The organism is Streptomyces sp. NPDC086549, assembly GCF_044746205.1.
Classification (GTDB): domain Bacteria; phylum Actinomycetota; class Actinomycetes; order Streptomycetales; family Streptomycetaceae; genus Streptomyces.
In genome coordinates this window covers 65,059-90,327 of sequence record NZ_JBIVBS010000014.1, presented here as the reverse complement: position 1 = coordinate 90,327, position 25,269 = coordinate 65,059, and the positions used below count along the sequence as shown (strand labels likewise).

General features: G+C 68.5%; 30 protein-coding genes and 4 pseudogenes. 22 read left to right on the top strand and 12 right to left on the bottom strand.

Annotated elements, in window-relative coordinates; genetic code table 11:
* Positions 1-9 precede the first annotated feature (9 nt).
* The 5 genes from ACIPSA_RS35540 to ACIPSA_RS35520 all read left to right on the top strand — a co-directional run bounded on the left by ACIPSA_RS35540 (position 10) and on the right by ACIPSA_RS35520 (position 6,565).
* Positions 10-624, top strand: coding sequence for a replication-relaxation family protein (locus ACIPSA_RS35540; protein WP_402642291.1), 615 nt, complete (start codon positions 10-12; stop codon positions 622-624).
* A 52-nt stretch (positions 625-676) separates the two neighbouring features.
* Positions 677-1,120 carry a hypothetical protein gene (locus ACIPSA_RS35535; RefSeq protein ID WP_402642288.1) on the top strand — a complete coding sequence of 148 codons (444 nt, stop codon included), beginning with the start codon at positions 677-679 and terminating at the stop codon, positions 1,118-1,120.
* 467 nt (positions 1,121-1,587) lie between these two features.
* On the top strand, positions 1,588-4,569 hold the full coding sequence (locus ACIPSA_RS35530; RefSeq protein WP_402642286.1) for a DEAD/DEAH box helicase: 2,982 nt from the start codon (positions 1,588-1,590) through the stop codon (positions 4,567-4,569).
* Positions 4,566-5,903, top strand: coding sequence for an SWIM zinc finger family protein (locus ACIPSA_RS35525; protein WP_402642284.1), 1,338 nt, complete (start codon positions 4,566-4,568; stop codon positions 5,901-5,903). The genes ACIPSA_RS35530 and ACIPSA_RS35525 overlap by 4 nt, the downstream gene beginning before the upstream one ends.
* Before the next feature lie 287 nt (positions 5,904-6,190).
* Positions 6,191-6,565, top strand: coding sequence for a hypothetical protein (locus ACIPSA_RS35520; RefSeq protein WP_402642283.1), 375 nt, complete (start codon positions 6,191-6,193; stop codon positions 6,563-6,565).
* Here the strand turns inward: ACIPSA_RS35520 and ACIPSA_RS35515 are convergent.
* Both ACIPSA_RS35515 and ACIPSA_RS35510 read right to left on the bottom strand, forming a co-directional pair.
* Positions 6,559-6,861, bottom strand: a complete 303-nt coding sequence (locus ACIPSA_RS35515; protein ID WP_402642281.1) for a hypothetical protein — start codon at positions 6,859-6,861, stop codon at positions 6,559-6,561. The genes ACIPSA_RS35520 and ACIPSA_RS35515 overlap by 7 nt on opposite strands.
* Before the next feature lie 56 nt (positions 6,862-6,917).
* Positions 6,918-7,217, bottom strand: a complete 300-nt coding sequence (locus tag ACIPSA_RS35510) for a hypothetical protein (protein WP_402642279.1) — start codon at positions 7,215-7,217, stop codon at positions 6,918-6,920.
* On the opposite strand from ACIPSA_RS35510, the gene ACIPSA_RS35505 reads away from it, so the two are divergent.
* A complete protein-coding gene (locus ACIPSA_RS35505; RefSeq protein ID WP_402642277.1) occupies positions 7,200-7,616 on the top strand; it encodes a WD40 repeat domain-containing protein in 417 nt (138 codons plus the stop codon). The two genes, ACIPSA_RS35510 and ACIPSA_RS35505, sit on opposite strands and share 18 nt — an antisense overlap.
* A gap of 206 nt (positions 7,617-7,822) precedes the next feature.
* On the opposite strand, the gene ACIPSA_RS35500 is transcribed toward ACIPSA_RS35505, so the two are convergent.
* Positions 7,823-8,401: a TetR/AcrR family transcriptional regulator gene (locus ACIPSA_RS35500; RefSeq protein WP_402642275.1), complete on the bottom strand. Its 579-nt coding sequence runs from the start codon at positions 8,399-8,401 to the stop codon at positions 7,823-7,825.
* An 89-nt stretch (positions 8,402-8,490) separates the two neighbouring features.
* Between ACIPSA_RS35500 and ACIPSA_RS35495 the strand changes: the two genes are divergently transcribed.
* The 4 genes from ACIPSA_RS35495 to ACIPSA_RS35480 all read left to right on the top strand — a co-directional run bounded on the left by ACIPSA_RS35495 (position 8,491) and on the right by ACIPSA_RS35480 (position 10,885).
* A complete protein-coding gene (locus ACIPSA_RS35495) occupies positions 8,491-8,937 on the top strand; it encodes an anthrone oxygenase family protein (protein WP_402642272.1) in 447 nt (148 codons plus the stop codon).
* A gap of 325 nt (positions 8,938-9,262) precedes the next feature.
* Positions 9,263-9,688: a DUF4267 domain-containing protein gene (locus ACIPSA_RS35490; RefSeq protein ID WP_402642270.1), complete on the top strand. Its 426-nt coding sequence runs from the start codon at positions 9,263-9,265 to the stop codon at positions 9,686-9,688.
* A 70-nt stretch (positions 9,689-9,758) separates the two neighbouring features.
* Positions 9,759-10,397, top strand: coding sequence for a hypothetical protein (locus ACIPSA_RS35485; RefSeq protein ID WP_402642268.1), 639 nt, complete (start codon positions 9,759-9,761; stop codon positions 10,395-10,397).
* A gap of 101 nt (positions 10,398-10,498) precedes the next feature.
* The gene (locus tag ACIPSA_RS35480; protein WP_402642265.1) at positions 10,499-10,885 is read left to right on the top strand and encodes a hypothetical protein; all 387 of its coding nucleotides are present in this window, start codon (positions 10,499-10,501) and stop codon (positions 10,883-10,885) included.
* Positions 10,886-11,623: 738 nt separating this feature from the next.
* Here the strand turns inward: ACIPSA_RS35480 and ACIPSA_RS35475 are convergent.
* A complete protein-coding gene (locus ACIPSA_RS35475; RefSeq protein WP_402642263.1) occupies positions 11,624-11,845 on the bottom strand; it encodes a hypothetical protein in 222 nt (73 codons plus the stop codon).
* Between the two features lie 111 nt (positions 11,846-11,956).
* Complete coding sequence (locus ACIPSA_RS35470; RefSeq protein WP_402642261.1) at positions 11,957-12,946, bottom strand: helix-turn-helix transcriptional regulator; 990 nt, start codon at positions 12,944-12,946, stop codon at positions 11,957-11,959.
* 93 nt (positions 12,947-13,039) lie between these two features.
* Here ACIPSA_RS35470 and ACIPSA_RS35465 point away from each other — a divergent pair, with 93 nt between their 5' ends.
* The 4 genes and pseudogenes from ACIPSA_RS35465 to ACIPSA_RS35450 all read left to right on the top strand — a co-directional run bounded on the left by ACIPSA_RS35465 (position 13,040) and on the right by ACIPSA_RS35450 (position 15,470).
* Complete coding sequence (locus tag ACIPSA_RS35465) at positions 13,040-13,438, top strand: VOC family protein (RefSeq protein WP_402642259.1); 399 nt, start codon at positions 13,040-13,042, stop codon at positions 13,436-13,438.
* Between the two features lie 264 nt (positions 13,439-13,702).
* A pseudogene (locus ACIPSA_RS35460) lies at positions 13,703-14,068 on the top strand (transposase); the annotation flags it as partial.
* A 115-nt stretch (positions 14,069-14,183) separates the two neighbouring features.
* Positions 14,184-14,588, top strand: coding sequence for an alpha/beta fold hydrolase (locus ACIPSA_RS35455; RefSeq protein ID WP_402642741.1), 405 nt, complete (start codon positions 14,184-14,186; stop codon positions 14,586-14,588).
* Positions 14,589-15,188: 600 nt separating this feature from the next.
* Positions 15,189-15,470, top strand: a complete 282-nt coding sequence (locus tag ACIPSA_RS35450; RefSeq protein ID WP_402642257.1) for a hypothetical protein — start codon at positions 15,189-15,191, stop codon at positions 15,468-15,470.
* Positions 15,471-15,673: 203 nt separating this feature from the next.
* On the opposite strand, the gene ACIPSA_RS35445 is transcribed toward ACIPSA_RS35450, so the two are convergent.
* On the bottom strand, positions 15,674-15,889 hold the full coding sequence (locus ACIPSA_RS35445; protein ID WP_402642255.1) for a hypothetical protein: 216 nt from the start codon (positions 15,887-15,889) through the stop codon (positions 15,674-15,676).
* Between the two features lie 41 nt (positions 15,890-15,930).
* Positions 15,931-16,170 carry a hypothetical protein gene (locus ACIPSA_RS35440; protein WP_402642253.1) on the bottom strand — a complete coding sequence of 80 codons (240 nt, stop codon included), beginning with the start codon at positions 16,168-16,170 and terminating at the stop codon, positions 15,931-15,933.
* Between the two features lie 561 nt (positions 16,171-16,731).
* On the opposite strand from ACIPSA_RS35440, the gene ACIPSA_RS35435 reads away from it, so the two are divergent.
* The 4 genes from ACIPSA_RS35435 to ACIPSA_RS35420 all read left to right on the top strand — a co-directional run bounded on the left by ACIPSA_RS35435 (position 16,732) and on the right by ACIPSA_RS35420 (position 19,442).
* Entirely contained in the window at positions 16,732-17,481 is a 750-nt protein-coding gene (locus tag ACIPSA_RS35435) for a transposase family protein (protein WP_402642250.1), read from the top strand.
* Positions 17,482-17,506: 25 nt separating this feature from the next.
* A complete protein-coding gene (locus tag ACIPSA_RS35430; protein WP_402642248.1) occupies positions 17,507-17,977 on the top strand; it encodes a cupin domain-containing protein in 471 nt (156 codons plus the stop codon).
* 37 nt (positions 17,978-18,014) lie between these two features.
* Entirely contained in the window at positions 18,015-18,437 is a 423-nt protein-coding gene (locus ACIPSA_RS35425; protein WP_402642246.1) for a VOC family protein, read from the top strand.
* A 144-nt stretch (positions 18,438-18,581) separates the two neighbouring features.
* On the top strand, positions 18,582-19,442 hold the full coding sequence (locus ACIPSA_RS35420; RefSeq protein WP_402642244.1) for an alpha/beta fold hydrolase: 861 nt from the start codon (positions 18,582-18,584) through the stop codon (positions 19,440-19,442).
* 73 nt (positions 19,443-19,515) lie between these two features.
* On the opposite strand, the gene ACIPSA_RS35415 is transcribed toward ACIPSA_RS35420, so the two are convergent.
* Complete coding sequence (locus tag ACIPSA_RS35415) at positions 19,516-20,046, bottom strand: YbhB/YbcL family Raf kinase inhibitor-like protein (RefSeq protein WP_402642241.1); 531 nt, start codon at positions 20,044-20,046, stop codon at positions 19,516-19,518.
* A gap of 183 nt (positions 20,047-20,229) precedes the next feature.
* On the opposite strand from ACIPSA_RS35415, the gene ACIPSA_RS35410 reads away from it, so the two are divergent.
* Together ACIPSA_RS35410 and ACIPSA_RS35405 are read left to right on the top strand one after the other, a co-directional pair.
* Positions 20,230-20,928: a DJ-1/PfpI family protein gene (locus ACIPSA_RS35410; RefSeq protein ID WP_391404003.1), complete on the top strand. Its 699-nt coding sequence runs from the start codon at positions 20,230-20,232 to the stop codon at positions 20,926-20,928.
* A 135-nt stretch (positions 20,929-21,063) separates the two neighbouring features.
* Positions 21,064-21,278, top strand: a pseudogene (locus ACIPSA_RS35405) (HNH endonuclease); the annotation flags it as partial.
* Positions 21,279-21,544: 266 nt separating this feature from the next.
* On the opposite strand, the pseudogene ACIPSA_RS35400 reads toward ACIPSA_RS35405, so the two are convergent.
* Positions 21,545-21,795, bottom strand: a pseudogene (locus tag ACIPSA_RS35400) (transposase family protein); the annotation flags it as partial.
* Between the two features lie 86 nt (positions 21,796-21,881).
* Between ACIPSA_RS35400 and ACIPSA_RS35395 the strand changes: the two are divergent.
* Positions 21,882-22,496 carry a cysteine hydrolase gene (locus tag ACIPSA_RS35395; RefSeq protein ID WP_402642238.1) on the top strand — a complete coding sequence of 205 codons (615 nt, stop codon included), beginning with the start codon at positions 21,882-21,884 and terminating at the stop codon, positions 22,494-22,496.
* A 301-nt stretch (positions 22,497-22,797) separates the two neighbouring features.
* On the top strand, positions 22,798-23,337 hold the full coding sequence (locus ACIPSA_RS35390) for a GNAT family N-acetyltransferase (protein WP_402642236.1): 540 nt from the start codon (positions 22,798-22,800) through the stop codon (positions 23,335-23,337).
* On the opposite strand, the pseudogene ACIPSA_RS35385 reads toward ACIPSA_RS35390, so the two are convergent.
* From ACIPSA_RS35385 to ACIPSA_RS35375, 3 genes and pseudogenes are all read right to left on the bottom strand, one after another.
* Positions 23,321-23,800 (bottom strand): annotated as a pseudogene (locus ACIPSA_RS35385) (recombinase family protein); the annotation flags it as partial. The gene ACIPSA_RS35390 and the pseudogene ACIPSA_RS35385 sit on opposite strands and share 17 nt — an antisense overlap.
* A 362-nt stretch (positions 23,801-24,162) precedes the next feature.
* Positions 24,163-24,810 carry a DUF6082 family protein gene (locus tag ACIPSA_RS35380; protein WP_402642234.1) on the bottom strand — a complete coding sequence of 216 codons (648 nt, stop codon included), beginning with the start codon at positions 24,808-24,810 and terminating at the stop codon, positions 24,163-24,165.
* Positions 24,811-25,051: 241 nt separating this feature from the next.
* On the bottom strand, positions 25,052-25,183 hold the full coding sequence (locus ACIPSA_RS35375; RefSeq protein WP_402642231.1) for a DDE-type integrase/transposase/recombinase: 132 nt from the start codon (positions 25,181-25,183) through the stop codon (positions 25,052-25,054).
* Positions 25,184-25,269 lie beyond the last annotated feature (86 nt).

Genomic DNA, 25,269 nt, shown 5'->3' with positions numbered 1-25,269 from the left:
ATGCATCGGGTGATCGCGCCCGGGGTGCGGATCGAACAGACCCGCCGCAGGCTGGCCAAGCTCCACGACGAAGGCCTCGTCGACCGCGTCACTCTGCCGCAGGCCGGCCGCACACGGGTGTGGTTCGCCACTCATTACGGAGTGGACGTCGCCTCCGAGTGGCCCGAGCTGCGGGAGCGGCGGCCACCAAGGCTGATCGCGGACCGCATCGCCGCCAGGCTGCGGGCAGGGCACGCACTGACGGTGACGGAGACCGGGCTCGCGTTCCTGGAGGACGCCCGCCGCCGCGGCGACGAGTGCCAGCCGCTGGACTGGATCCCCGAAGTCCACCACCCCCTCGGCGGCGGCGAGGCCGTCATCCCGGACGCTCTGCTGTACTACCGCACCTCCGACGACGGCGGGGCCATGCCGCGGGCCTTCGTGGAAGTCGACCGGGCCACCATGGGGCCCGAACGCCTGGCCGCGAAACTCACCACCTACGCCCCCCTCCACCACTACATCCCCGCACCCCCACCCGGACGTCCACGGACCGCCGTCGACCAGCAGCTACAGGAGGAGGACTGGCGGCAGCGCTACCCGCCGTGCGCCGCAGGCTCGCACTGTCCTCACCGCCCAAAGTGGTGAGGGACTTCGACGAACGCCTCCACGGCGTCTACCTGTGAGAAAGGGCGAAAGCATGCAGGTAGGGATCACCGGACACCGCGGACTGAGCAACGAGGTCGAAACCCACGTCCGAGCGCTTCTGGCCGACGCGATCAAGGAGTACGACCCAGCCGAACTGGTCGGCGTCTCGTGCATCGCGGACGGCCCGGACTCCTGGTTCGCCGAAGCCGTCCTCAGCCACGGCGGCCGCATCGAAATCGTCGTGCCAGCCGGCGAGTACCGCCAGAGCCTCCCGGCCAAACACCACGCGGCCTACGACGAACTGCTCCGGCAGGCCTCCGACATCCACGAAACCGGCATGACCACCTCCGACTCCCAGGCCCACATGACCGGCAGCGAAATCCTCGTCGGTGATCAGGGGCAGGACAGGGCAGGTCAGACGGGGCGGACGCGTCCCGGGGTGGTTTGGCGGTCGGCCACCCCCGGGGCGCGGGCTCGTCGGCCTACGGGCCGGTGAGGTCGCGGTGAATACGCTCGCTGGTCTCGCGGGCTTCCCGGCGGGCCTGGTCTGCTGCCACCTGGAGCGACAACGGCCGCCAGGACAAGCCGCAATACCTCGAACCACACCGCAACCGACCCGGAGGGCACCCTGGTGGTCGTCGAGGAGACCTCGTGCGGCCCGAATCTGAGCAGCGCGACCGAGTCGAGAAGCGCCGCGCCTACGCCAAGGCAGGCATCCTCGTGTACCTGCCCATCGACTGCGACACGTGCAAGGTCGTCGTCCACTCCGCCGGTCGGCGTCACGCTGGACACCGAGCCGCTCAAGGACTGGGTGCACTGACGCTCATGCGTCCTTTGTCCGCGCCGCGAGCGCCCGTCACGAGCCGATAGCATTCCGCCGTACAGCTTGTGAATGCGCGATGACAAGGCGTGACGGTGTCACTTCAGCGCATACCTGCACCCCGGCTCGAAGGGCATCCGGTCATGGCGCATATCCTCCAGGTCGTCGAAGTGGATGAGCCTGCCGAGCAGAGGAAGCCGGGAGCGGTTGCGCCGGCTGCCTCAGCCGCGCTCAGCGCATGCGAAGCCGTCTTCCTGCCCGGAGATCCGGCCAGGGAAGGCCGTGTGGCGTTCTGGCGGGCGGACGGCGGTGAGATGCCCGACTGCGGTGTAGAGCCGGAGCAGCTCACCGTCGTGCGGCCGCACGGGAACGGGATCCGGCGGCGGAGCGTGAGTGCGGTGCTGCTGCCGGTCGCGCAGGCGGTGCCTGTACTCACCCGGGCTCGCGCCATGGTGCAGAGCGGCAACGCCTCTGTTTCCGCCGCGTTGTGGGGAGCAGGGGCCCTGATCGCGCTTCAACTTGCCGCGCGGGGACGGCTGCTGCCGGGGCTGAGCCCCACCGGGTTCGACGCCTGGCGGCTCGGTCCGCTGGACGGCGACGACGTGCGCCGGATACGCGACCTCGCGGCGGCGATGCCGCCGGAGGCGCGCGCGGTCCCGCTGCCGGGCTCGTCGCCCGTAGCGCTGCCCGCCGCCGAGCCGCTGCTGCGGGCCTTTGTGGACGCGGTCGCGGACGGCCTGCCGCGCTCCCCGGCAGCGCGCCACCTGATGGCCGGTCCGGCCTTCGCCGCTCGGATGCCGGTGCCTATCCCCGAACAGCGTGAGTGGGCGGCCGAGGTGGCCGCCGGGATGGACGCGGGCGTGCGCGTCTCCCTGCGTCTGGAGGGAGACAGCGACGCGTGGGACGGCGGAGACTTCGGCGACAGCGGCGGCGCCGGGCCAAAGTTCCGGGCCGTGGTGCAACTGCACAGCCTCGCCGACCCCACCCTGGTGGCAGATGCGGCCGAGCTGTGGGCCGGGGCTGCAGCCGTCCCGGAGCAGTTCGGCGCCCGTACCCGTATCGACGCGCTGCTGGCGCTGCGCCGAGGCGCGAAAGCATGGCCGCCGCTGTCGCGCCTGCTCTCCGCAGCCGCGCCCGATGTGCTGCAGCTCGCCGACGACGAGCTGCTGGACCTGCTCGGCGAGGCTGCGGAGCGGCTGGCCGCCGCCGGAATCCAGGTCCACCTGCCAAAGGGCCTGGCGAAGGAGCTGACCGCGAACGGCCTGCTGGAGCCGCCCCGGCGCAAGAAGACGCAGTCGGACCTGGAGACCTTCCTCTCCTCCGGTCAGCTCCTTGAATTCCGCTGGCAGTTGGCGTTGGGCGGGCAGCCGCTGACCGAGGAAGAGATGGACCGCCTGGTCGAGGCGCACCGCCCGGTGGTGCGGCTGCGCGACCAGTGGGTGGTGATCGACCAGGCGCTGGTCCGCAAGGTCCGCAAGCAGCATGCCCACGAGCTCACCGCGATCGACGCCCTGGGCGCGGCGCTGACTGGCGAGGTAGAGATCGACGGCACGCCCGTACCGGTCACCGCGGGCGGCACCCTGGAGCAGTTGCGCGCGCGGATCGCCGAGCCGGAGGAGGGCCAAGACGCCGCATCGGCCACCACCGGCCAGCCCGCCATGCTCGCAGCCACCCTGCGCGACTACCAGCTGCGGGGCCTGATCTGGCTGGATCGGATGACCTCCCTGGGCCTGGGCTGCTGCCTCGCTGACGACATGGGCCTCGGTAAAACGATCACCCTGATCTCCCTCCACCTGCGCCATCACGAGCGATCGGCCCACGGCCCCACCCTGGTGGTCTGTCCGACGTCCCTGCTCGGCAACTGGGAGCGCGAGGTGCAGCGCTTCGCACCCGGCATCCCCGTACGCCGCTTCCACGGCGCGGGCCGCACCCTGGACGACCTCACACCGAACGCCTTCGTCCTCACCACGTACGGCACGTTGCGTCGCGACGCCCGGCTCCTGGCCGACACCGCTGTGCCGTGGGGCCTGCTGGTCGCGGACGAGGCGCAGCATGTCAAAAACCCGTATTCGGACACCGCTCGGGCGCTGCGCACCGTCCCCGCCGCCGGGCGTATCGCTCTGACCGGCACCCCGGTTGAGAACAACCTCTCCGAGCTGTGGGCCCTGCTCGACTGGACGACACCCGGCCTGCTCGGCACGCTCGCCGCCTTCCGCGACCGCTACGCCCGCGCGGTCGAGGCCGACGGCGACCAGGAGAGTGCGAACCGTCTCGCCCGCCTGGTCCGCCCCTTCCTCATGCGCCGCAGAAAGTCCGACCCTGGCATTGCCCCCGAGCTGCCGCCCAAGACCGAGACCGACCAGCCTGTCTCGCTGACGAAGGAGCAGGCGTCCCTGTACGAGGCGTTGGTGCGCGAGTCGCTGGCGGCGATCGGCGAGGCGGACGGAATGGCCCGGCGTGGCCTGGTGATGAAGCTGCTCACCGGCCTCAAGCAGGTCTGCAACCACCCGGCGCAGTACCTGAAGGAAAAAAACACGAAGCTCGCCGGCCGCTCGGGCAAACTGGAGCTGCTCGACGAGCTGCTGGATGCGATCGTGGCCGAGGACGGCTCGGTGCTCGTCTTCACCCAGTACGTCGAGATGGGCCGGCTGCTGGAGCAGCATCTCGCAGCCCGCGGCATCGCGGCGCAGTTCCTGCACGGCGGAACGCCGGTGAAGCAGCGCGAGGAGATGGTCGACCGCTTCCAGCGCGGCGAGCGGCAGGTCTTCCTGCTCTCCCTCAAGGCCGCCGGCACCGGCCTCAACCTGACCCGCGCCGGCCACGTCATCCACTTCGACCGATGGTGGAACCCGGCGGTGGAAGACCAGGCCACCGACCGCGCGTACCGCATCGGCCAGACCCAGCCGGTGCAGGTGCACCGTCTGATCGCGGAGGGGACGGTCGAGGATCGGATCGCGCAGATGCTCACGCAGAAGAAGGGGCTCGCGGACGCCGTGCTGAGCCATGGCGAGGCGGCACTCACCGAACTCTCCGACGTCGAACTAGCCGAACTGGTAACGATGCGTCACAACACCACGCCCTGGAGCGCAGACCGTCAGCGCACCACGAGGGGAAGCCACAAGTGAGCCCGCGCCCGACGAAGCCCAAGCAGCAGGCCCAGGGTCAGCTCGCCCGCACTTTCTCTCCCTTCCCTCCGGCTCCCGGCCGCCGGGGCGGTTTCGTCTCAACCTGGTGGGGTCAGGCGTGGGTGTCGGCGCTGGAGGAGTGCTCGCTCGATTCCGGCCGCCTCACCCGCGGTCGCACCTACGCGCGGCGCGGATCCGTGGGCGAGATGACCGTGGTCCCGGGCCGGATCAGCGCCCCGGTGCAGGGCAGCAGGCCGCGGCCTTACCGGGTGTCATTGGCGATCCCCGTCCTCAGCGACACGCAATGGGACCGGCTCCTCAACGCGGTGGCGGCGCGCGCCGGGCACATCGCCGCACTGCTGGACCGCGACATGCCCGCCGAGCTGGTGCAGGACGCGCTGAAAGCTGGCGTACGGCTGCTACCGTCCGCCAACGATCTGAAGCCGTCCTGCTCCTGCCCCGACTGGGGCTACCCGTGCAAGCACGGCGCCGCGCTGTGCTACCAGGTCGCACGCCTGCTGGACGAAGACCCCTTCGTACTGCTGCTGATGCGCGGCCGCGGCGAACAGCAGCTGCTGGACGAGCTCGCCCGCCGCAACGCCGCCCGCGCGGCATCGCAGGCGGCAGCCTCGACGTCAGCGTCGGTTCCGTCCCCGCGCACTCCCACCGCACCCACAGGTACACCGGCCCGGGAGGCTTTCGCGGCGCGCGCAGACCTGCCACCGCTGCCCGGACCGCCGCCCATGCCCGAACGCACCGGGCACCCGCCCGTCTTCGCAACGTCCCGGCCCGCCGAACCAGGCATCGACCCGGAGGCGCTGGAAACCCTGGCCGCCGACGCAGCCGAGCGCGCCCGTCGCCAACTCGCCGCCGCGCTGGCGGACGACGCACCACCGCCTTTGGCTGACCTGACGGAGTGGCAGGATGCTGTGCGCATTGCCGCCGAGCACACGCAGACAGAGGTTTTCGCCCGGATCGCCGAGAGCACCGGTCGCCCGCTGTCCGAGCTCGCCCAGGCGGTACGGGCCTGGAGTTACGGCGGCACGGCCGCACTCGCGGTCCTGGAGGACCCCTGGACCCCCGACCCGGCCGTACTTGCCCGCGCCCGAACCTCGCTCGCGGAGGACTGGGCGGACGGACGGCCTCCCCAGCTACGCGCGTGGCGCAACCGCTGGACCGTCGTCTGCCACGACCGCCAACTGCGCTATGGCCGCGACGGCCGCTGGTATCCGTACGGGAAAGAGGACGGCGCCTGGTGGCCCATCGGTCAACCCGACCCTGACCCCGCGACGGCCCTCGCAGCACTGCTCGCGCTCCAAGATCGCCGCTCATGACCATAACGTCACCTCAAGGGGCTCCGGTCGATTCACCTGTCGGCAGGCGTGCAGCCGTCCGCGGACTTTCTGGGCGTCGGGGAGTATGACGAAAGACCGTCCTGATTCCCGCCTGATCGAATTCCCCGCTGCGAGTCGCATCCACGGCGTCACGCTGGGGGCGCTTTTCCGGGCGCCCGCTCAACGCCGGAGCCGTCGTCACCGCGACCGCAAGCCCACGGGACGCCGACCGCCTCCGTAGCTACGGCGCGGTCACCCCCACCACTGTCGTCTACGTCAAGACGGCCATGGGCTCCACCTCGGTGAACGGCACGTTCGCAATCATCACCGTGAAGGACCGGGCCACCGGCAGCACGGTGGCCACGGAGTCGGCGCCGCTCGAGGGCGGCGGCTGGCAGTGGATCGCCCCCGACGGGCAGGCCCTGGACGAAGGCAAGAACGACGCCTCGTCCATCACCCCGCACGGGTTCACCGGCGGCGGCACGGTCAAGGCGGGCACCTGGCAATGGCGGACCATCGCCTTCGACCTGGCCGAGGCGCAGCGCGGCGGGACGATCGCTTATACCGACGGGGACGGCACTGCGTTCCGGTGGAAGGTGCCGGCCGACGACGGGGGCCCGGAGTTGGCCTCGGTGAAGAAAGACATGGCGGGCAACTACTGACCATGCTCGCGTGCGAGGTGTCCTGCCTGTGGGATGCGGTGCGGGGCATCCAGCACTGGTGGGGCGTCGTCTGGGGTGAGGACCCAGCGGCGCACCACCACGCCCCGGTAGCAGCGGCGCGCGTACTTCGACCACCGGAGCAGGCGCGGCACCGTCGCGCGCTGGACGACCTCGCCCTGCCGGTTCACGAGCAGGACGAAGACGCTCCCGTCCGGGCACCGCCACGTGTCGACGCCGTGCTCCCGGTCCAGCGTCACACGGTGCAGCAGCTGGCCGAAAGTCGCATCTGGTCCCATGGGCTCAGTGTCACCGCTACAGGCAAGACCATTCCTCCGGCTGCCGGGGCACCTTCTCAGGCCAGCTCTGCGCCGATGTTCTCCAACCTCAGCCGCCACGGGTATGAGGTGTGGGCGTAGACCGTGGCGGCGGCGGAGCCCTGGTGGGCGAGCGCGACCGTTGCCATACCGGCGCTGAGGTGTCCGGAGCCGACGGTGAACATGTCGTCCGACGTCACGTAGGAGAACGACAGGCTTGGGTACATCGACGGGTTGCCCTCAGAGAGCGGGCTGCTGGTGCCCGACCCTGCGTACTGGGCGACCGTCCCGCTGGAGTCCAGCAGCGCCCAGTCCAGGGCGTGCGATCCGGACCGCATGCGGTGGCGTTCTCCCCGAACGGCCGCCTCCTCGCCACCGGCAGCGAAGACGGCACGGTCCAGCTGTGGAAACCAACCACCCAAGACGCCCTCGGCCAATCCCTCCCCAACGCTCATGGCAGTGTTCGGAACGTTCTTGATGCAGTAGCAATCTCCTCCGACTGCACACTCCTGGCCACCGCCAGTAGCACCGACTCGGTCGGGTTGCGGCTCATTCATCCTGTCGCCTGGCTGCGCGACCTGGAAACGCCATGGTGGTCAGGGAAGTGGGCTGGCTTCGAAAACGCGTCTGCCGCAGAACCAGCAGGGATTGCGGCAAACGCACGTCCGGCAGCGGACTTACCGGGTCTTGCACTCGTCGCCGAACGGATCGTTGACGCTGCGCAGGCCTACACATAGCTGGCCATAGGCCCGAGCCAGGCCTCATGGCTGCGGATCGAACCGGTCATCGACCAGCTCAACGCCCGATTCGGTGACGGCACCGTGGCACTTGCCACGTCGTTCAGTTCTACGCGGCCAGACCGGTAACGGACGCTGAGCACGTCGCGTGGGGCCCTTCGGGCCGCGGGAGCTTGTGCGCCGCATGCCCGAGGGGATGGTGTGTGTCAGAGCACAGCGAGCCGGTCCACCAGCAGTTCCACCCTCTGCTCGGCGTCCTCCGGCGGCAGCCGTCCCGCCCGGGTCAGGGTTGCGAGTCCGTGCAGGGACGCCCAGAACGTCTCGGTGAACAGCCCCTGGTCGACGCCGTCCCCGGCGACCTCGCCCAGGCTCTCCATCAGCGCGGCGAAGGCGTCCTTCAGCGGCTCCGGGGTGTCCTCCTGCGCGTATGCCAGGCCGCCGTCGAGCTGGAACAAGGCGTCGTAGACCGCCGGGTTCCGCTCGGCGAAGTCGAGGTAGCCGCGGGCGAGGGCGGTGACCCGGGCGCGCGGGCCGTCCGCGGCGGCGGTCGCGGCCCGCACCGCGACGGCCATCTCGGTGGCGCCCTGGAGGGCGACGGCGCCGATGATCTCGCGCTTGCCGCGGAAGTGGCTGTAGAGGACGGGCTGGCTGTACTCGATGCGCTCGGCGAGCCGGCGCGTGGTGACCGCGTCCCAGCCCTGCTCCTCGGCGAGTTCGCGGGCCGTCGCCACGATGAGACGCTCGCGGCCCGCCCGCTCGCGCTCCTTACGTTCCTTTACCGACATGATTTGATCCTAGCACCGCTAGACAAGCGAGCGGCAGTAGTACTAGCGTCGACTCATCAGCTAGCAACGCTAGATCCCGGAGGGCCGTCATGCTCAACGCACTCGAGGTCGTCACCACCGTGGTCGTCGGCCTGATGGTGGGGGTGGAGTTCTCCGTCGCCTTCGTCATGAACCCGATCCTCAACGCCCTTCCCGACGACGCCAGCCAGATGGGCCACAGCCACGGCGGCCGGATGCTCGGCGCCGTGATGCCGTTCTGGTACATCGGCTCGCTCGTCCTCGCCGTGGTCTGGGCCATCGCCGGATGGCACCACCACGGCACCGGCCTCGTCATCACCGCCGCCGGACTGCTGATCGCCAGCGTGATCATGTCGCTCCTGCTGCTCGTCCCGATCAACAACCGGAACAAGACGTGGACCCCCGAGAACCGGCCCAAGGACTGGAAGGAGCAGATGAACCGCTGGAACCGCTGGCACTACGTCCGCGTCGCCGTCATCATCGGCGCCTTCTCCCTGCTGGTCGCCGCCCTCGCCTGATACCAAGCCGCCCCGACGTTCACCGGTTCGCCCCTGTATGCCGACGGCTTTCGCCCCCTCGGGGGCGTGCCCGACAGGGCTTCGGATTACTGACCCCGCGGGCCGACGCCGCGCCGGTGGCGCACACTCCCCACTCCCCGCGCGGCAGCTGGCCGCCGAAATCCCGACATTCGGGAATGCGGCTACCGCTCAGATCCCGCACCTGCGATCCCGACAAGTTACGCCCCTCGATCAGCCGCGTCCGCGCGGCCTGATCAGGCCCCACACGACTCAGCAAGCTCCACGAAGCTCACCAAGCCGACGAAGACTCGCAAGGAGAAGAACAATGCCGCTGAAGAAGATCAACACCGTCCTGGCCGCCGCCTTCATCCTCTTCATCCTCTGGTTCGGGACGGAGTTCATCCTGAGCCCGGAGACGACGGCGCCGGGCTTCGGCCTGCCGAGCTGGCCGTCCGGCGACGGCGACGGCTTCCTGATCATCAAGGGAATCCGCGACGTCGTCCTGGCCCTGGTCCTGGGCATCCTGCTGGTGACGGGCCACCGCCGGGCACTGGGCTGGGTGCTGCTGGTGGAGGCCCTCGCCGCGTACGGCGACATGGCCACCGTGCTGGCCCACCACGGCTCCGTGGCCACCGCGCTCGGCGTCCACGGCCTGACCGCGACACTGATGGTGCTCAACGGCCTGCTGATAATGCGCGAGACCCGCAAGGTCGCGGCCGCTCCGGCAACGCCCGCCCCGCAACCCGCCTAACACCACCTTGGCGCGTGTCGGTATTCGCCTGTCAGCGCCCGCCTGGTCAAAGCCGAGGGGGGCCGGCCGCGTGCGGAGCCGGTCCCCCGCGAACCCGCCGGTCTACCGGCGGGCCGCCACGAGCCTGGCAGGGCTCTCCTGCCGGGTGGTGAGCGACCCGGATACGGTGGAGGCCATGGCCCAGCTCGTCAATGAACGCTCCCGCATCGAGCCGGCCGGTGCCCTGACCTTCGCCTGCCTGCTCTACCTGTCCGACCGCTCCGAAGGCGCCCAGTTCTGGTGGCAGTTCGCCGCAGAAGCAGGCGTCGCCACCGCCGCCTACTGCCTCTACCTGCACCACACGCAGTACAGCGAGGACGACATGGCCCGCTTCTGGTACCGCCAGGCCCTCGCTCTCCACCACCACACCGGAAGCGACCTCTACCCCCGCATCGACACCGAACCCCCCACTCCCCTGACCGCAAGCTGTTACGCCCCTCACGCCGTCGTCACCGCAATCGCCACGATCGCCCCGTCACGGCCCGGCAACCGGGGAGACGATCCGGCCTGTCGAACCGGAGGCGTGCTCAGCTGGGCACTTGACCACTTCAAGCTCGCCGACGCCGTATGCCGCCTCGAAGCGGACACCGATGAGGACTACGGCCTGGTCCCCCGCCCCGACCCCGCGCTCGCCGTCGAACTGGAAGAACACATGGAACACGCGCCCTGAAAGCACCGTGGAGCCTGTTGGGTCCAATAGGGGCAACCGGACAGCACCAGCGGCGAGAAGGCGGCCTGTCGCACTGCGGGCGGACTCCCTACCCTGCCGGGATGGACCTTCTGCCACCCGAACTCCGCAGCTACGACGGACACCCGCACGCCCTGCTCGCCGCAGCGGTCTGCGCCGACCTCGCCAAGGTCGGCGTCCCGGTCTATCTGGTCGACGACAGCGACGATCACTCCCACGTAGCCGGCGGTCTCGTCCTGCGTCTCGGGGTGGAGGGAATGGGCGTGTTCCTGTCCTGGTACGTGCCGGAGGAGGACCGGCTGGCGAAGGCGCACGATTCCGAGGCGGCGACGGTGTTCGGCGCCGCCGCCGCGCTGACGACGACCATCGTCGGCATCCTGGCCGGCTTCGGATACCGCGTGAAGCCGGAGTTCGACAACCCGGACTTCCCGTATCCGTTCGTCTACGTGCTGCCGCAGCCCAGCGAGTGACACAGGCGCCAGGCGCGGCGGGCTAGGTGCTTCTCCTGGCAGCCGCGATCGCGTCGGCGGCCTGGTGTCGTGTGTCCCTGGGAGCTTGCTTCTGCCACGGCAGCCCACGAAGACCAGCGGGTACCGCGTGAGCGTGCTCGGGGCATGCTGATCGACGACCACCAGCAACCAGAGGGGGAAACGCGCCGCGCGAGGACCACTACGCCAAGGCCAGGGAGTTCGCGGACCGCGCGGAGCAGGCCCTGGAAAGCGTCAGCGACCCCGGCTCCAAGGCCCAGACGCTGGCGCTGCTCGCTCTGACGCACGCCGTCCTGGAGACCGACTACGACGTGTACGAGGTCCGCAAGGCCATCGAGCAGCACGGAGGCTAAAGCTACCCTGCCCGACCGACGGGCGGGCCGTCACTTCTCTGACGGGACCCGCGCGGCGATCTTCTTCGCAATCCGGTTTCAGCAGCAACTGGACCAGCCTGCCGAACAGGCCCCGCCCAGTGCCGCGCCGCCTGCTTGACTCGGCTCCTAGGCTTCGAAAGCACGGAGCGCTGGGCCAGACGAGGAGGCTCAGGCGGGCGGTCGCCTCGCTTCCCGCCACTTCCGAGCGGCGCGAGCAGATCAAGGGCCTTGCGCGCTCCACGCCCGTAGACCAGGGCAATGGCCAGCAGGCCAACGCCGCCGATGGCCGGTGTAGCCACAGCGTCCGGCAGGCTAATCAGCGAGATCCCCACCGCGCCCGCCAAGGTCAGCAGCACCACTGCGCTGATGCACAGCGGCTCGCGGTCCCTGGCTCAACGTCCTTCAGCTCGGCCGCGCCCAGCAGCGCGCCGACCAGGCCCTCCGCGTACTGCTCGGCCACCGTCAGCAGCAGTTCGGCAAGACCAACGAGTGCGGCGTCCCCGTCAACGTCCAGCCGCGCCTCCTCGGCCCGGAGCCGCGCCGCCACCTTGCCCGCATGTACTTTCAAGCCGCCGCTGGTGCGACCTCCAGGGCACCACCCCGCACGTCCGGTACGCCCGCAAAATGCCCCGCTCGACGTCGACCAGCTGTGCCGTCTCATGACATTGGTTCCTCGCTGTCAGGCTAGACGGGCGTAGGACGTGAGTCGATCGGCGAGCGCGATGACGAGGTCGCGCAGTTCATCGGGGCGCTCGATGACGAACGGCCGGTCGAGTGAGGCGAGTATCCGAGGCAACCAGTCGAGCTGCTGCGCCCGTAGCTCGACGCGCAGCCAGTGCTCGGCCGCCGGGTCCTGGCCGGCCGCGGGCTCGTGCTCCTCCAGGCTCGCGACGCTGGCGGGGAGGTGCGCGCGGATCTGCTCAACTGTCCCGTGGATCCGCAAGGTCACCTGATGCCGGTACTCGGCCGTGGCGAACCCTGACACCACGCGCTGCGCCGGACCGGGACCCACGGGCGCTTCGAACGAGCCGGGCAGGGTCCGCGCGTCTGCGATGCGATCGAGCCGGAAGGTTCGGTCCTCGCCGATCTGGGCGTCCTTGCCCGTGACGTACCACCGGCCCGCATGGGCGACGATCCCGTACGCGTGCAGTGTGCGTTCGCTGTGCCGTCCGTCGCGGTCGGTGTAGCGGATCGAGACCGGTCGGCGGTGGCGCACCGCATCGGCGATGGTGAGCAGGAGCCCGGCGTCCGGGTGGTCCAACTCGCCGGGCTGATCCGTGAAGGCGAGAGCTTCCAGGAGTGTGTCGAGCCGGTGGGCGATGTGCTTGGGCAGCACCCGCCGGATCTTCGCTGACGCCGTCTCGTTCGCCGTGCGCTCCGTCGTCGTCAGCCCTGCCCGGCGGCCGGCGACCAGGCCGAGCAGCACGGCCAGCGCCTCGTCGTCGCTGAGCATGAGCGGAGGCAAGCGGTACCCGGGGGCGAGCCGGTACCCGCCGTAGCGGCCGCGCACCGATTCCACGGGCACGTCCAGGTCAATCAGCTGGTTCACATACCGGCGCACGGTGCGCCCTTCGACGCCGAGCCGGTCGGCGAGTTCGGCCACCGTCCGGGTACCGCCCGACTGCAGCAGCTCCAGGAGTGTCAGCACGCGGCCGGTGGGTCGTGGCATGTTCGCAGCCTAGCGCGAATACAGGACCGATTCTGTCCACTATTTCTCCTAGCCTGCGACGTGCACGCCTCCAGCACAGCCAAGGAGATTCCCATGGACTTCGTCTCGATCCGCATCATCACCAGCGACGTCGCGCGCCTCGTCGAGTTCTACGAGCGAGCCACAGGTACGCAGGCGATACGGGCCACCGAGGACTTCGCCGAACTCAAGATCGCGGGCGCAACCCTCGCGATCGCCAGCACCCGCACCGTCCCGCTGTTCGCCCCGGGCTCTGCCCGCCCGGCGGACAACCACAGCGTGATCACCGAGTTCCTCGTCGACGACGTGGACCGCGTTCACCAGAACCTGACCGGCTTCGTCACCGACTTCGTCAACGAGCCCACCACGATGCCCTGGGGCAACCGGTCGCTGCTGTTCCGCGACCCCGACGGCAACCTCGTCAACTTCTTCACCCCCGTCACCCCGGAGGCCATCGAAAAGTTCGCACGCTGACGCCACGCACAGCCGCTCACGCGGGAGCCCCGAGATCCCAGGGCTCCCGGTGAACGCGGCCGCCGAGTCCAGGAGCGCCACCAGCAGGGGACATCGGAACGCACCGCCGACCCGCGAAGGACGTCTGCGTTTGTGCCTGCGGGTCGACGCCGGACGTCCGATCGCACGCGTCGCTGCGGAAGCAGGAATCTCCTGCCGCTTGCGGCTCGTTGGTCGGGGCAGCAGCGGTCGTCTTGGCGTTCCCGGTCGCAGGTGGGGTGTGGAATGTCGATGCGGCCGAGGCCGTGGCCGACGGTGCCTGAGCTGACCGCGCAGGTGGCGCGGGCGGTGGCGGCACGGGGCCCGAATCCGTTGGCGATGCGGGTCTGTCAAGAGATGGGCGAGTTGTTCGCGGACGCCGGGTTCGCCGAGGTATTCGGATCCAGAGGGCGGCCGGGCTGGTCGCCTGGCCGGCTGGCGCTGGTGACGATGTTGCAGTTGGCCGAGAACCTCACCGATCGGGCGGCAGCGCATCGGGGGCGGTACGGCATGGACCTGAAATACGCGCTCGGCCTCGAGCTGGACGATCCCGGATTCGACGCCTCGGTGCAGTCCGAGTTCCGCACGCGACTGGTCGAGCACGGGATGGAGGAGAAGGTGCTCGACCTGCTGCTGACCGTCCTCAAGGACCGGGGCCTGGTGAAGGCGGGCGGCAGGCAGCGCACGGACTCTACCCGCGTGCTGGCGGCGGTACGCGATCTTCCCGGTGATCGGCCGGGCCGTGCTGCGCCGCTGGCCGGCGTTCGCCCGCTTCCTGCTGCGTCATCAGGTCGCCGACCGGTCGGTCTGGCAAACCGACGAGCTCGCGGAGTTCAGCGCCGCGGCCCAGGCCACCGCGCACGCTGGGCAGGCCATGTTCTGGCAGTACGTGGTCCGGGAGATCCCGGCGCTGCTGCGCGGCACGTGGAGCGGGCAGCGGTTGACCGTCCCGACCGTGCTGCTGGGCGGCGAGCGGGACAACGCGTTCCCACCGTCCATGCTGGCCGGGGGCGAGAGTCACGCGGACGATCTCACCGTGCGGATCGTGCCGGGCATCGGCCAATTTCTGCCTCGGGAGAGTCCCGACGTGGTCGCCGGGGCGATGAAGGAGCTGTTCGTGGCGGGCCGTTGAAAGACTATGGGCGCAGGGCCGCCCACAGCGCGACCTTCCGGATGAAGGCCCGGCTACGGCGGGCCCCGAGAGCGTACGCCCACTGAATCGGCCGCAGGGCGGCGGAACGTGCCGAGCTCATGGCATCCCCAGCCCGCTCGTCTGCCCCTGGGAGGCCCGGGCACCCGGGGAGGTCCGGACTACAGCCGGGCGGGCAACCGACGGCCGGCGCCAACCAGACGCGGTGTCATCTCGGCCCGAGTGCTCACACCGCCCCGCTCCTCCACGAGGACGGGGCGGTCGTGAATCTGGCATCCTGCCGGTGTGGGGCCGTCCTGCTCTGGCGCTTCGCCTGGTGGGCGTCCAGTCGGCAGACCATCGCTGGCGTTGAGACTCCGGACACCCCGCGCGTCACAAGAAGGCCCCACCGCCACCGCGACGTCCACACGCGACGCATAATTCCCCCTCAGCACCAACATCCCAGGGGGAACCCTGCGCACCCGCACCACTGTCGCCGTCATCACGGCCACACTCGCCATCGCTCTCGCCGGATGCAGCAGCGACACCGGCGACTCCAAGCCAAAAGCCACGGCCAGCAAGAGCAGCAAGCCCAGCATCGACGTGAGCGCCGCAGCGAAAGTGGCCGGCATCCCGCCCGAGCCCACCGGCGCCAAGCGCGCAGAACTGCTTCGCGCCCTCGCTGCAGCCAACCCGGGCATCGTGAAGTACGAGGACAAGGCCATCAACGCCGCACGCAACCAGTGCAGCGCCATCAACAGCGACAGCAGCAAGGCCGACTCGGCAGCATCCCAGCGCTTCACCTACAAAGACGTCACGACCACCGAAGCCCAGGGGAAGCAGATCAACGAGGCCCTCAAGGGTCTCGGGTTCTGCAAGGCCTGACGCAGAAGTCCCGGACGGGGCTGCCGCTCGCCCACCACCACCCTGGTGCACCCGGCACCAACCTCGGGATGCGGTAGCCGCAAGGCCCGTGACGGCCGGGCGGGGGACCCAACGCCCGGCCGATCAGCTTCCGTCCATGATGGCCGCTAGGACGTTGACTACTCGTTGCTGTCCGGGCGCGAGCATTCCACACGCAAACCAGGTCAGTGCTCCCACACGTCCGGACCGCCACCCCGCCACTCGATCAGCACCGACGCCGCAACGTACGCCTCGTCCACGTCCTCGATGCCCGCCCGACGCAGGAACTCGGCAACGTCGCGCAGTCCGTACGCCCTACCGAAGATCTCGCCGTCGATGCGCACGCGCCGACCGCCGTCCTCGTCGGGCGGGTAGATCACAACAGGCATCGCGGGGGCCATGAGCCCAGCCTCACCCGCGGCAGGTGCGGGCGCATGTCCGGCTACTCCACGGCAGGGTCTTCCTGCGAGTGCCTTACGGCCTTCTTCACAGCCTGCGACAGCTCGTACCGGTTCTCACCGGTCGCCTCCGCGTACGCGGTGATCGCGGCCTGCACCGCCTCGTCCGCCTCACGCCAGCGCCGCATCTGCTCGTCGTACTCCTCACCGGTCAGGCCGGCCAGGCGGGCTCGGGCCGTCTCCGCTGTACATTCCAGCTCGATCAGGTTTTCGGGGATCTCCATCAGCGGATCCTAAGCAGCGAGCCGGGAGCGTCGGCCATCGGACTTACCGCCCGTTCGGGTAGAGCTGGAGGCGCCCTGCGGGCGAGTCGGCCGATGGACCGGTTACGAAGATCAGGAACTTCCCGCGATCTTCGGGAGGACACCCTACGTGCGTTTCGCCCGCACCGCCGCCACCGCGGCAGCCATCACTGCACTGCCCATCCCGACGACCGCCCACGCTTCACCGGCCACTGCTGCCCCCGGTGACACCGTGACCGCGCCGGTACAGAACGCCCTCGTTCAGCTCCCCGTTCGCGACGAAGACCGCACGGGCTACGAGCGCCGAAGTTCAAGCACTGGGCGGACGCCGACAAGGACGGCTGCAACACCCGGGCCGAGGTACTGAAAGCCGAGGCGGTCATCGCCCCGACGCAGGGCGCCAAATGCGCGCTCACTGAGCCTTTTCAGCTTGGCCACTGAACGGGTGACGGGGTTGCTGGAGGCGAGGGACCGCAACGCACGAGGCTCCCGTGCCGTTGAGGGAGGTGTTCGAAGTCTCAACCCATCGGCACAGGAGCCTCGTTGGTTCCCTATCCTGCCGCACTCGACTTGCCTCACGCCCTGGTCGAGTGGGTCACAATGCTCGTTGTCACCCGTGAGGGTGACCGGCGGTGCAAGCTCCCGCCGCACCAGCGTGTGCTGGTCGCGCTGGTGTACCTGCGCCGTCATGACACCCTCGCGCGCATCGCGACCGGCTTCGGGATATCCGTCGGCACCGCTCATGCCTACGTCACGGCTGTCACCCGCCTGCTCGCCGACCGTGCTCCGGGCCTGCTGAAGACCCTGCGCGAGAACGACCCGGACTTCGTCCTTCTGGACGGGACCCTCGCCGAATGCGACCGGGTCGGCGACAGCCGCGCGGACTACTCGGCCAAGCATCGCCGCCATGGGGTGAACGTGCAGGTCGTCACCGACCCCACCGGCGAGGTGCTGTGGATCTCGCCCGCGCTGCCGGGTCGCACGCATGACCTGACCGCGGCCCGCACTCACCGGATCATCCGGATCTGCGAGCGGCAGGGCGTACCCGTACTGGCCGACCGCGCTTACCAGGGCGCCGGCCCCTGGGTCACCACCGGGCTCAGACGACCACCCGGCGGCGAACTCACCCCCACGCAGCGCACCCTCAACCGCGCACTGGCCCAGGCCAGAGCTCCCGTCGAGCGCGGCATGGCACGGCTGAAGTCCTGGCAGATCTTCCGCAGAGCCCGCATCAGCCCCAACCGCATGACCGTCATCGCCAAGGCCGTCCTCACCCTGGAGAGGCAACGCTGAAAAGGCTCACTGGCTCGAGGTTCTCGTGCGTGGCAAGGAGGTCGACGACGCCGTGGGGGTGTTCGTCTTCACCCATGACGTGATCACCGAAAACCCACCGCACGCTCATCACGACTTTATGAAAGTCATCTACGTACTGGAGGGCCATTACGACTTCCGGGTCGGCGACGCGACCTTCTCCGGGGGGCCGGGCACCGTGGTCGTGGTACCCAAGGGGAGCTACCACACTTTCACGACCCCCACCGGCGGGCGGGCGCTGTTCGTCTCGTCGCCGGCCGGCAACGAGGAGCTCTTCCTCGAAATGGCCGAGCTGGGCCCGCGGCCCACGCCGGAACAGCTGGCGGACCTCAATGCCCGGTTCCACACCACCGGGTTGGCAGACGAAGAGGCCTCCTGCAGATGCACGGCGAAGCCTGATCAATTGGCGCCCTCGGACAATATCCTGTGCCCTTCGTCGGCCAGTACCTCTCCATATTCGAAAGCGGTCGATTCCTGACCCCGAAGGGTTCCACCAAAAATCAGGTCGTCCATTTGTGATATCGGACACGGCCCACCCGGCGGGCGTAAAACAAATCCAGCGCAGCGATTTCGAGACGCGTCTGCCGGGTGCGGCGGGCCGCGCTCATCTCCGGGGTGACGTCGTACCTGCTGCTCAGGGCACCCGTATTCCGTGGGGCTACGGCATTCTGCTGGTGGTGCCGGAATCGGGGCTTGTGATCGGGCTTCACACCAATACGGGCAACCAGCACGAGGGATTTCTCGAGGCCCGAACGGTGCTGGACCACGTGTCGTTCCTGGTGGGTACGCGCGCTGACCTCGAAGCCTGGATGACGTGGCTGGACGAGTTGAGGATCGAGCGCACTCCGATCAGGGATGAAAAGGAACCGTTCGCGTACTCGACGATCGTGTTCCGTGACCCGGACAACATTCAGCTGGAGTTCGTCGCCGTCGGCTAGGCGGTGGAATCCGGATAAAGCCGGGTGCGCTTGGTACTGCCGATCGAGTTCACCCGGATGGCCCCCGTGCGGGGACAATCCGTCAGCTGCCGTCGAATATGGAATCCCGGGCGTCGCCCGACGTCCCCGCACCGAAGGACCGGCATGCGAATATCCCGCGAGTCCCGCCGCACCGTGAATATGGCCCGCTGGGCTGCGGCTCTTGTGGCCGCATCGGGTATCACCTCCGGACTGACAGTCGACACGGCGCAGGCCGGCGGTCCGAGCGGTGATCCCGGCCGGGCGAAGCCCACCATCGTGCTGGTGCACGGCGCCTTCGCCGACGCGTCGAGCTGGAACGGGGTCGTGCAGCGGCTCCAGCAGAACGGCTACACGGTGGCCGCACCGGCCAACCCGCTCCGCGGCATTCCCCAGGACTCGACCTACCTCGCGAGCTTCCTGAAGTCCGTCAAGGGGCCGATCGTCCTGGTCGGCCATTCCTACGGCGGAGAGGTGATCTCGCAGGCCGCCGTCGGAAACGACAACGTCAAGGCCCTCGTCTACATCAACGCGATCATGCCGGACGCGGGAGAGTCCTTCTCCAGCCTCTCCGCGAAGTTCGCTCCCGCCCCGCTCACCAAGGCCCTGAAGCAGGTGCCCTTCCGCAACGGTGACGGCACCACCGGCACGGACGTCTACGTACAGCCGGACAAGCTGCACCAGGTCTTCGCCGCGGACCTGCCCACCAGCCAGACCAACCTCATGGCCGTCACCCAGCGTCCGATCGCGCTGTCGGCGTTCGCGGGCAAGCTCACCGGCGCCGCCTGGCGGAACAAGCCCGTGTACGTCCTCGTCGGCAGGCAGGACCAGGCGATCAACCCGGCCCTGGAGCTGTTCGAGGCGAAGCGCGCGAAGGCCCGGAAGACAGTGGAGATCAACTCCTCGCACGTGTCCCTGGTCTCCCACCCGCAGGCGGTGAAGAACCTGATCGTCGACGCCGCCGAGGACTACATGTGGAAGAAGTGACCTAGGGCGGCCGTATGAGGGTCCGCCCGCTTGCTGACGGGCCGTCATACTCCTTCGGGCCGAGGAGGCCGGGCTAGGCCCGCTCAAAGGTGCCGTACAGGGTCGCCCTCGCGAGTGCGTGGCTGAACAGGAGGAACTCCACGAAGGCAGGGGTCGTTGTCCCGGACACCTCCAGTTCCTCCACGTCGACGGCGTGCACCACGAGGAAGTAGCGGTCCGGACCGTTGCCCCGAGGCGTTGCCGGACCGAGGTACCTCCTGTAGCCGGCGTCGTTGGCCAGTGTCACCGCGCCACCCGGTAGATCCCTGCCGTCTCCCGCCCCGGCCGGAAGATCGGTCACGGAGGCGGGCAGATTGGCCACGGCCCAGTGCCAGAATCCCGAAGCGGTGGGCACATCGGGGTCGAACATCGCCACCGTGAAACTCCGGGTCTCCTCGGGAAACCCGGACCAGCTCAGCTGCGGTGAGATGTCCGATCCGCCTGCTCCCAGGATGCCGCTCACCTGCTCACGGGCCAGTTGCTCGCCGTTGGCCACGGAATCGGAGGTCAACGTGAAGGTCCTGATCGGCGGCATGAAATCGTAGGGTCCATAGGGTTTGATCATGGCGGTCCTCCGAAATGAAAACAACCCTGCCCTGTCGCACCGCTTCTATTTTCGGGCGCCATAATTCTATTTCCGTCTCTTGATGCTCACATACGATACGCGTGCATCGATCGGTCGCCAGTTGCGGATTCCGAGACGTCCGCTCACGCTTGTTATGCAGGTCTCAAACTGGAGGAGCATCCCATGGCCAAGATCCTGTGTGTGATGACTGGCGCAAGCTATTGGACCCTGAAGGACGGTCATCGGCACCCCACCGGCTACTGGGCAGAGGAGTTCGTAGCGCCCTACACCGTGTTCACCGATGCCGGGCACGAGGTCACCGTGGCAACCCCTAACGGGGTCATTCCCGTTGTGGACACGATGAGCCTGCGCCCCGGTATGGCGGGGGGCGAGGAGAACTCCCTCCGGGAGGAGGCCGTCATCGAGAAGGCCGAGGAGCTGCGGCACCCCATTTCCCTCAAGGACGTGCGTCTCGAGGACTACGACGCGGTCTACTACCCCGGAGGTCATGGCCCGATGGAAGACCTTTCGGTCGACCCGGACTCCGGGGCGCTTCTGCGGGAGGCGCTGGCCTCCGGCAAACCCCTCGGTGTCGTCTGCCATGCCCCGGCCGCTTTCCTCGCGACCCGTGACGCGAACGGCGACACGCCTTTCGCGAACTACCGGGTGGCGGGTTTCTGTAACGAGGAGGAGGCCGGTGTCGGTTTCGCCGACAAGGCCAAGTGGCTCCTGGAGGACGAGCTGAAGAAGCTGCCCACCGACTACTCGCGGGGTCCCGCCTGGGAGCCGTACACGGTCGCGGACCGCAACCTCATCACCGGACAGAACCCGGCGTCCTCGGGCCCCCTCGCCAAGGAACTCCTCAAGGCTCTGTCCTCGTAAGAGGATCCACCTCATCTCGGCCACAGGAGACGGTGCCCCGCCGGGCTGCAGCCCGGCGGGGCACCGTCTTGTCGACGGATCTGCCGTCGGCCGTGGGCTGCGGCCGTGGCCGGGGTCCCGCCTGCGGTGCGGAAGAGCCTCACTGGCGGCGCGTGGTTCTCCCCTACGACGACCGATACATCGAAGGGCCCAGCGGTCTCGACATCGACCATCGGGTCCCGCTGGCCGAGGCCTAAAACTCCGGCGCGTCCGCCTGGACCGCAGAGGAGCGCGAGGCCTACGGCAACGACCTCGGCGACGAACGCGCTTTGATCGCCGTTTCAGCCGCCAGCAACCGCAGCAAAGCCGACGATTCGATCCGCGCGGCGAACTCGGGCCAGAGCAAGTAGTGGCCGAAAACGCTACAGGTGCAGCCCTCTCTGACTGGCAACTGCACGGCACGCCGCCTCCACCGAACGGTCGACTACTTCGACACGTTTCGTTCAGTCGGAGTGCAGGGTTTCCCTTCATCATATAGATCGTGGACATGTCATGCCGTGCTGACGGTCGAACTATCCCTGATCAGCACGTTCACCTTTTCCGCTGTGGTAACTGACAACATCTATCCAACGACGAACTACAACCACAACTGCGTCCCCACTCCCTTGAGGCGGCAGTCACGCAGAATCTTCCAGTTCTTCAACCGGGACAGGACGTTTTCTACCCGTGTCTCGCGCGCGGCGGTGCACCTCGTTCTCCGCCTCCAGATGACAGCTCAGGCGCGCTTGACCACGCCGCTCGCAGCGAGGAATAAGAGAACCGGATCCCCGATAGCCCCCCATCAACAATGACCAGTGCACCGCGATAAGCCCGGTCGATACCTGATTCGCCGGACAAGCAGCTATCGTGCTTCTCGCTGTGTCTCAGGACACAGAGGCCTCTAACCTCGAAGACGCGGAAAAGCAGGTGTCGCCATGACCGACAAGCTCGAGCTCGACCCGGCCAAGACCGCAATCGTGCTCATCGAGTACCAGAACGAGTTCACCAGCGACGGCGGCGTGCTGCACGGGGCGGTCGCCGACGTCATGCAGCGCACCGACATGCTTGCCAACACCGTCGCCGTGGTCGACACCGCCCGGGAAGCCGGAGTGTCGATCATGCACGCGCCCATCACGTTCGCGGAAGGCTATGGTGAGCTGACCCGACACCCCTACGGCATCCTTAAAGGCGTGGTGGACGGGAAGGCGTTCGTGAAGGGCACGTGGGGCGCGGCCATCGTCGACGAGCTGACTCCGGTGAACGGGGACATCGTCATCGAGGGCAAGCGTGGGCTCGACACCTTCGCCAGCACGAACCTCGATTTTGTCCTTCGCAGCAAGGGCATCGACACGATCGTCCTCGGCGGCTTCCTCACCAACTGCTGCGTGGAGTCGACCATGCGCACCGGTTACGAGCACGGCTTCCGGGTGATCACCCTGACCGACTGCGTCGCCGCAACCTCGCAGGAGGAGCACGACAACGCCATCTCCTACGACTACCCGATGTTTTCGCTACCGATGACCTCTGCGGATGTCATCGCCGCCCTGTAGCCGCCGCCGGCGCCCCTGGTGCGCCGAGAGTTGACATCGCCTGGAGCCAACGGCGTGAGACCCACCCGCGGTCCTGCTCCAGGCGATGTCGCACCAACTTTCCTGGCATGTGAGGCGAGAGGCGGTGCGAAGGCCACCGCATGTCGGTGTACGAGCTCACATGCAGAGCGAAGCCGCCCGCAAGAGCTGCAACTTTCAGAGCTTCACGGCGCCGAATCTTCAGCGGTATCTGACGCCGAAGCCCTGGCTATGTTCGGGAGTTGTGAAAGCGCGTTTGCGGGCGCGCGATAGGTTGCCCGCCATGACTGAACTAGGGTCCGTCACCTGGCCGCCTGCCCCGATCAAGACCGAGCGGCTCGTGCTCCGCGAGTCCGAGGGCCGGGACCGTGCAGTGTTCATCGAGCTCCTGGCGTCGCCAGAGGTGCACACCTACCTCGGCGGCCCCCGGCCGCGTAGCGAGCTTGAGCGCGAGATGCCCGGGGCGCCCGAGCGGTCGCCCGGGAGTTTCGTCGTTGATCTCAACGGGGCGATGATCGGCCAGATCCTGCTCAGGAGAGCGACGGGGCACCGTCGCCCGGCTGCCGCGGGGAAGGTCGATCTCGGCTACCTGTTCCTGCCGCGGGCGTGGGGATTCGGGTACGCCGCCGAGGCGTGCGCGGCGGCACTCGCCTGGTTCGACGGCGTCCTTCCCGGCGAGCCGGTGGTACTCACCACCCAGACCGCCAACGTCGGCTCGATGCGCCTCGCGGCAAAGCTGGGGTTCACCGAGGTAGAGCGGTTCCAGGCCTGGGACGCCGAGCAGTGGCTCGGCCTGCGGTCCCCGGTCATGCCGTCCGCTTGAGCCCGTGCTCGAAAGGGGTGGTGTGCCGGCCGCCAGCCCTCGTCGTCCTCGACGGCGTCCGGGGGCTGCCGTACGAGGCGGTACATGGTCGATTTGCGACCTTGAGCGTGGCGGCGATCCCGGGGGCGGGGTGGCCCGCAGCGTGCAACTGGCGTGCGAGATCGGCCTGTTCGGGGGCGAGCTTGAGAGGGGACCCAAGACGTTGTCCGCGAGCACGGGCAGCAGTTTGTCCCTCGGTCGTGACTTCGGCGATCCACGCGGCTTGTAGTTGCAGGGTGGCATCGACGGCGCGGATGACGAGGTGACCGTCGGGCGCGGTGGTGTCGATCGGCGCTTCCAGGGAGCACAGTCCGACGCGTGCGTCGTCCAACTGGTGGAGCAGGTCATGCAAGTTGCGCAGGCCGACGGCAAACCTGGAGAGCCGCCTGATAACGATGCAGTCGCCGGGACGGACGTGCTGGAAGGCCGCGTCCCGGGCCGGTCACGGACCTGTGGTGCGGTGGATGATGTCGAGCAAGACCGTGCGGCGCCCGGCGGCGAGGAGAGCACGGGAGACAGCCAATAGACGAGACCACGCCCTGGTGTTCGCGTACGTCGACCGCGAGGCGGCCCGTACGGGTGTCGATTCACCCCGACGGCGCCCCGGACCGGCTGGTGAATCCGACGGCACAGGGCCGCTGCACGTCAACGTGGAGGACACGGTCCTACTCGAGGACAGCGGACGTCGGCGTGCATGCCGATCACGACGCCGTCCTCCCCACTCCCGGGAACCCACAGCGGGCCGCCGGCGCCTTAATGTTTCCCAGCACCAACGGCTACTACGCCTCAAACAGCCGACGCTGACTGCCCGGGCTCACCGGGACGCACGAAATAGTCGGCGCTCGGGACCGGTGGTCCAGCGGCGGTGGCCGCCTCGTAGGCCCGGTCGGCAAGTTCTGCGAGCCGGCGCAGCCGCCGGTCTCCACCCGAGACTGCATGACTCAGATAAAAGGTACGTGAGTTCCGCCAGTGATCACGCGCTATCTGTCCTCGAAAATGCATCTCGAATGTCCTAGCCAATTGATCATCGTTGATCAGGCCGAACCGGAAACTCTTCTCCCAGTCCTGAATGATCAGGTTGGCATAGACAACCCGCCGCCACTCCTCCAACGACACTGCGATGGACGGCGGTTCCCAACAGGCCAGGAACTCCGTCTCGGCAAGCGACAGAAGCAGCAGCTCACGGTGCGCTGTCCATGTCGTCTCCTCTGTCGCGATGCGCGTCTGCCTTGCTTGGTAGGCCAGCGACGCCGCAACCCCCACAAGAGCCCCAGCCGACAAGATCACCGACAGGGCTCCATAGGCCTGACTGATCTGACTGAGCTTCGCCCAGTCGGCGTCCTGCGGACCAAGCGCCATGAGTATGAAGGGTGTAGCCAGAATCAGCCCAAGGATCAACACCCCCGCCAACGCGGTCCAGACCAGCCTCTCCACGGACTTCCTAGTTCGCATGGAATCAAAGCCCCCTACCACGAACGCAAACGACGCCCCCGCGTCCCACTCTTCACTACCCACACACGAGAAGAGCCACCGCACCATCAGCGAGCGCCCACGACGACGCCTGCAAGTCGGCCCCGCCCACCACCCCGGCCCGCCCGGCCCTGCGGTCGCCCTGCCACAAGGCCATCTCGAGGGCGTCCAGGACGAGCCGTGTCTCCTTAGATGTGGCTGCTGCCTAACTGACGATGCGGCGGGAGAAGGTGTCCACGACGAAGGCGACGTAGATGACGCCGGCGAACGTGGTGACGTGGGTGAAGTCGGCGACCCAGCAGCGGTTCGGGGTGGGGGCGACGAAGTCGCGGTCCACGAGGCCGGGGGCCCGTTCCGCGCCCGCGGGACCGGCCGGCTGAAGGCATCCGGGCGGCGACCGGCTGGGCGGCCGCTCATCAGCAT

Coding starts and splice junctions, on each gene's coding strand:
- ACIPSA_RS35420 (WP_402642244.1), top strand. CDS start 18,582: ATGCGAATATCCCGCGAGTCCCGCCGCACCGTGAATATGGCCCGCTGG.
- ACIPSA_RS35510 (WP_402642279.1), bottom strand. CDS start 7,217: ATGCGGTCCGGATCGCACGCCCTGGACTGGGCGCTGCTGGACTCCAGC.
- ACIPSA_RS35440 (WP_402642253.1), bottom strand. CDS start 16,170: ATGGAGATCCCCGAAAACCTGATCGAGCTGGAATGTACAGCGGAGACG.
- ACIPSA_RS35415 (WP_402642241.1), bottom strand. CDS start 20,046: ATGATCAAACCCTATGGACCCTACGATTTCATGCCGCCGATCAGGACC.
- ACIPSA_RS35535 (WP_402642288.1), top strand. CDS start 677: ATGCAGGTAGGGATCACCGGACACCGCGGACTGAGCAACGAGGTCGAA.
- ACIPSA_RS35465 (WP_402642259.1), top strand. CDS start 13,040: ATGGACTTCGTCTCGATCCGCATCATCACCAGCGACGTCGCGCGCCTC.
- ACIPSA_RS35390 (WP_402642236.1), top strand. CDS start 22,798: ATGACTGAACTAGGGTCCGTCACCTGGCCGCCTGCCCCGATCAAGACC.
- ACIPSA_RS35490 (WP_402642270.1), top strand. CDS start 9,263: ATGCCGCTGAAGAAGATCAACACCGTCCTGGCCGCCGCCTTCATCCTC.
- ACIPSA_RS35395 (WP_402642238.1), top strand. CDS start 21,882: ATGACCGACAAGCTCGAGCTCGACCCGGCCAAGACCGCAATCGTGCTC.
- ACIPSA_RS35480 (WP_402642265.1), top strand. CDS start 10,499: ATGGACCTTCTGCCACCCGAACTCCGCAGCTACGACGGACACCCGCAC.
- ACIPSA_RS35495 (WP_402642272.1), top strand. CDS start 8,491: ATGCTCAACGCACTCGAGGTCGTCACCACCGTGGTCGTCGGCCTGATG.
- ACIPSA_RS35515 (WP_402642281.1), bottom strand. CDS start 6,861: ATGGGACCAGATGCGACTTTCGGCCAGCTGCTGCACCGTGTGACGCTG.
- ACIPSA_RS35445 (WP_402642255.1), bottom strand. CDS start 15,889: ATGGCCCCCGCGATGCCTGTTGTGATCTACCCGCCCGACGAGGACGGC.
- ACIPSA_RS35470 (WP_402642261.1), bottom strand. CDS start 12,946: ATGCCACGACCCACCGGCCGCGTGCTGACACTCCTGGAGCTGCTGCAG.
- ACIPSA_RS35500 (WP_402642275.1), bottom strand. CDS start 8,401: ATGTCGGTAAAGGAACGTAAGGAGCGCGAGCGGGCGGGCCGCGAGCGT.
- ACIPSA_RS35410 (WP_391404003.1), top strand. CDS start 20,230: ATGGCCAAGATCCTGTGTGTGATGACTGGCGCAAGCTATTGGACCCTG.
- ACIPSA_RS35530 (WP_402642286.1), top strand. CDS start 1,588: ATGGCGCATATCCTCCAGGTCGTCGAAGTGGATGAGCCTGCCGAGCAG.
- ACIPSA_RS35520 (WP_402642283.1), top strand. CDS start 6,191: ATGGGCTCCACCTCGGTGAACGGCACGTTCGCAATCATCACCGTGAAG.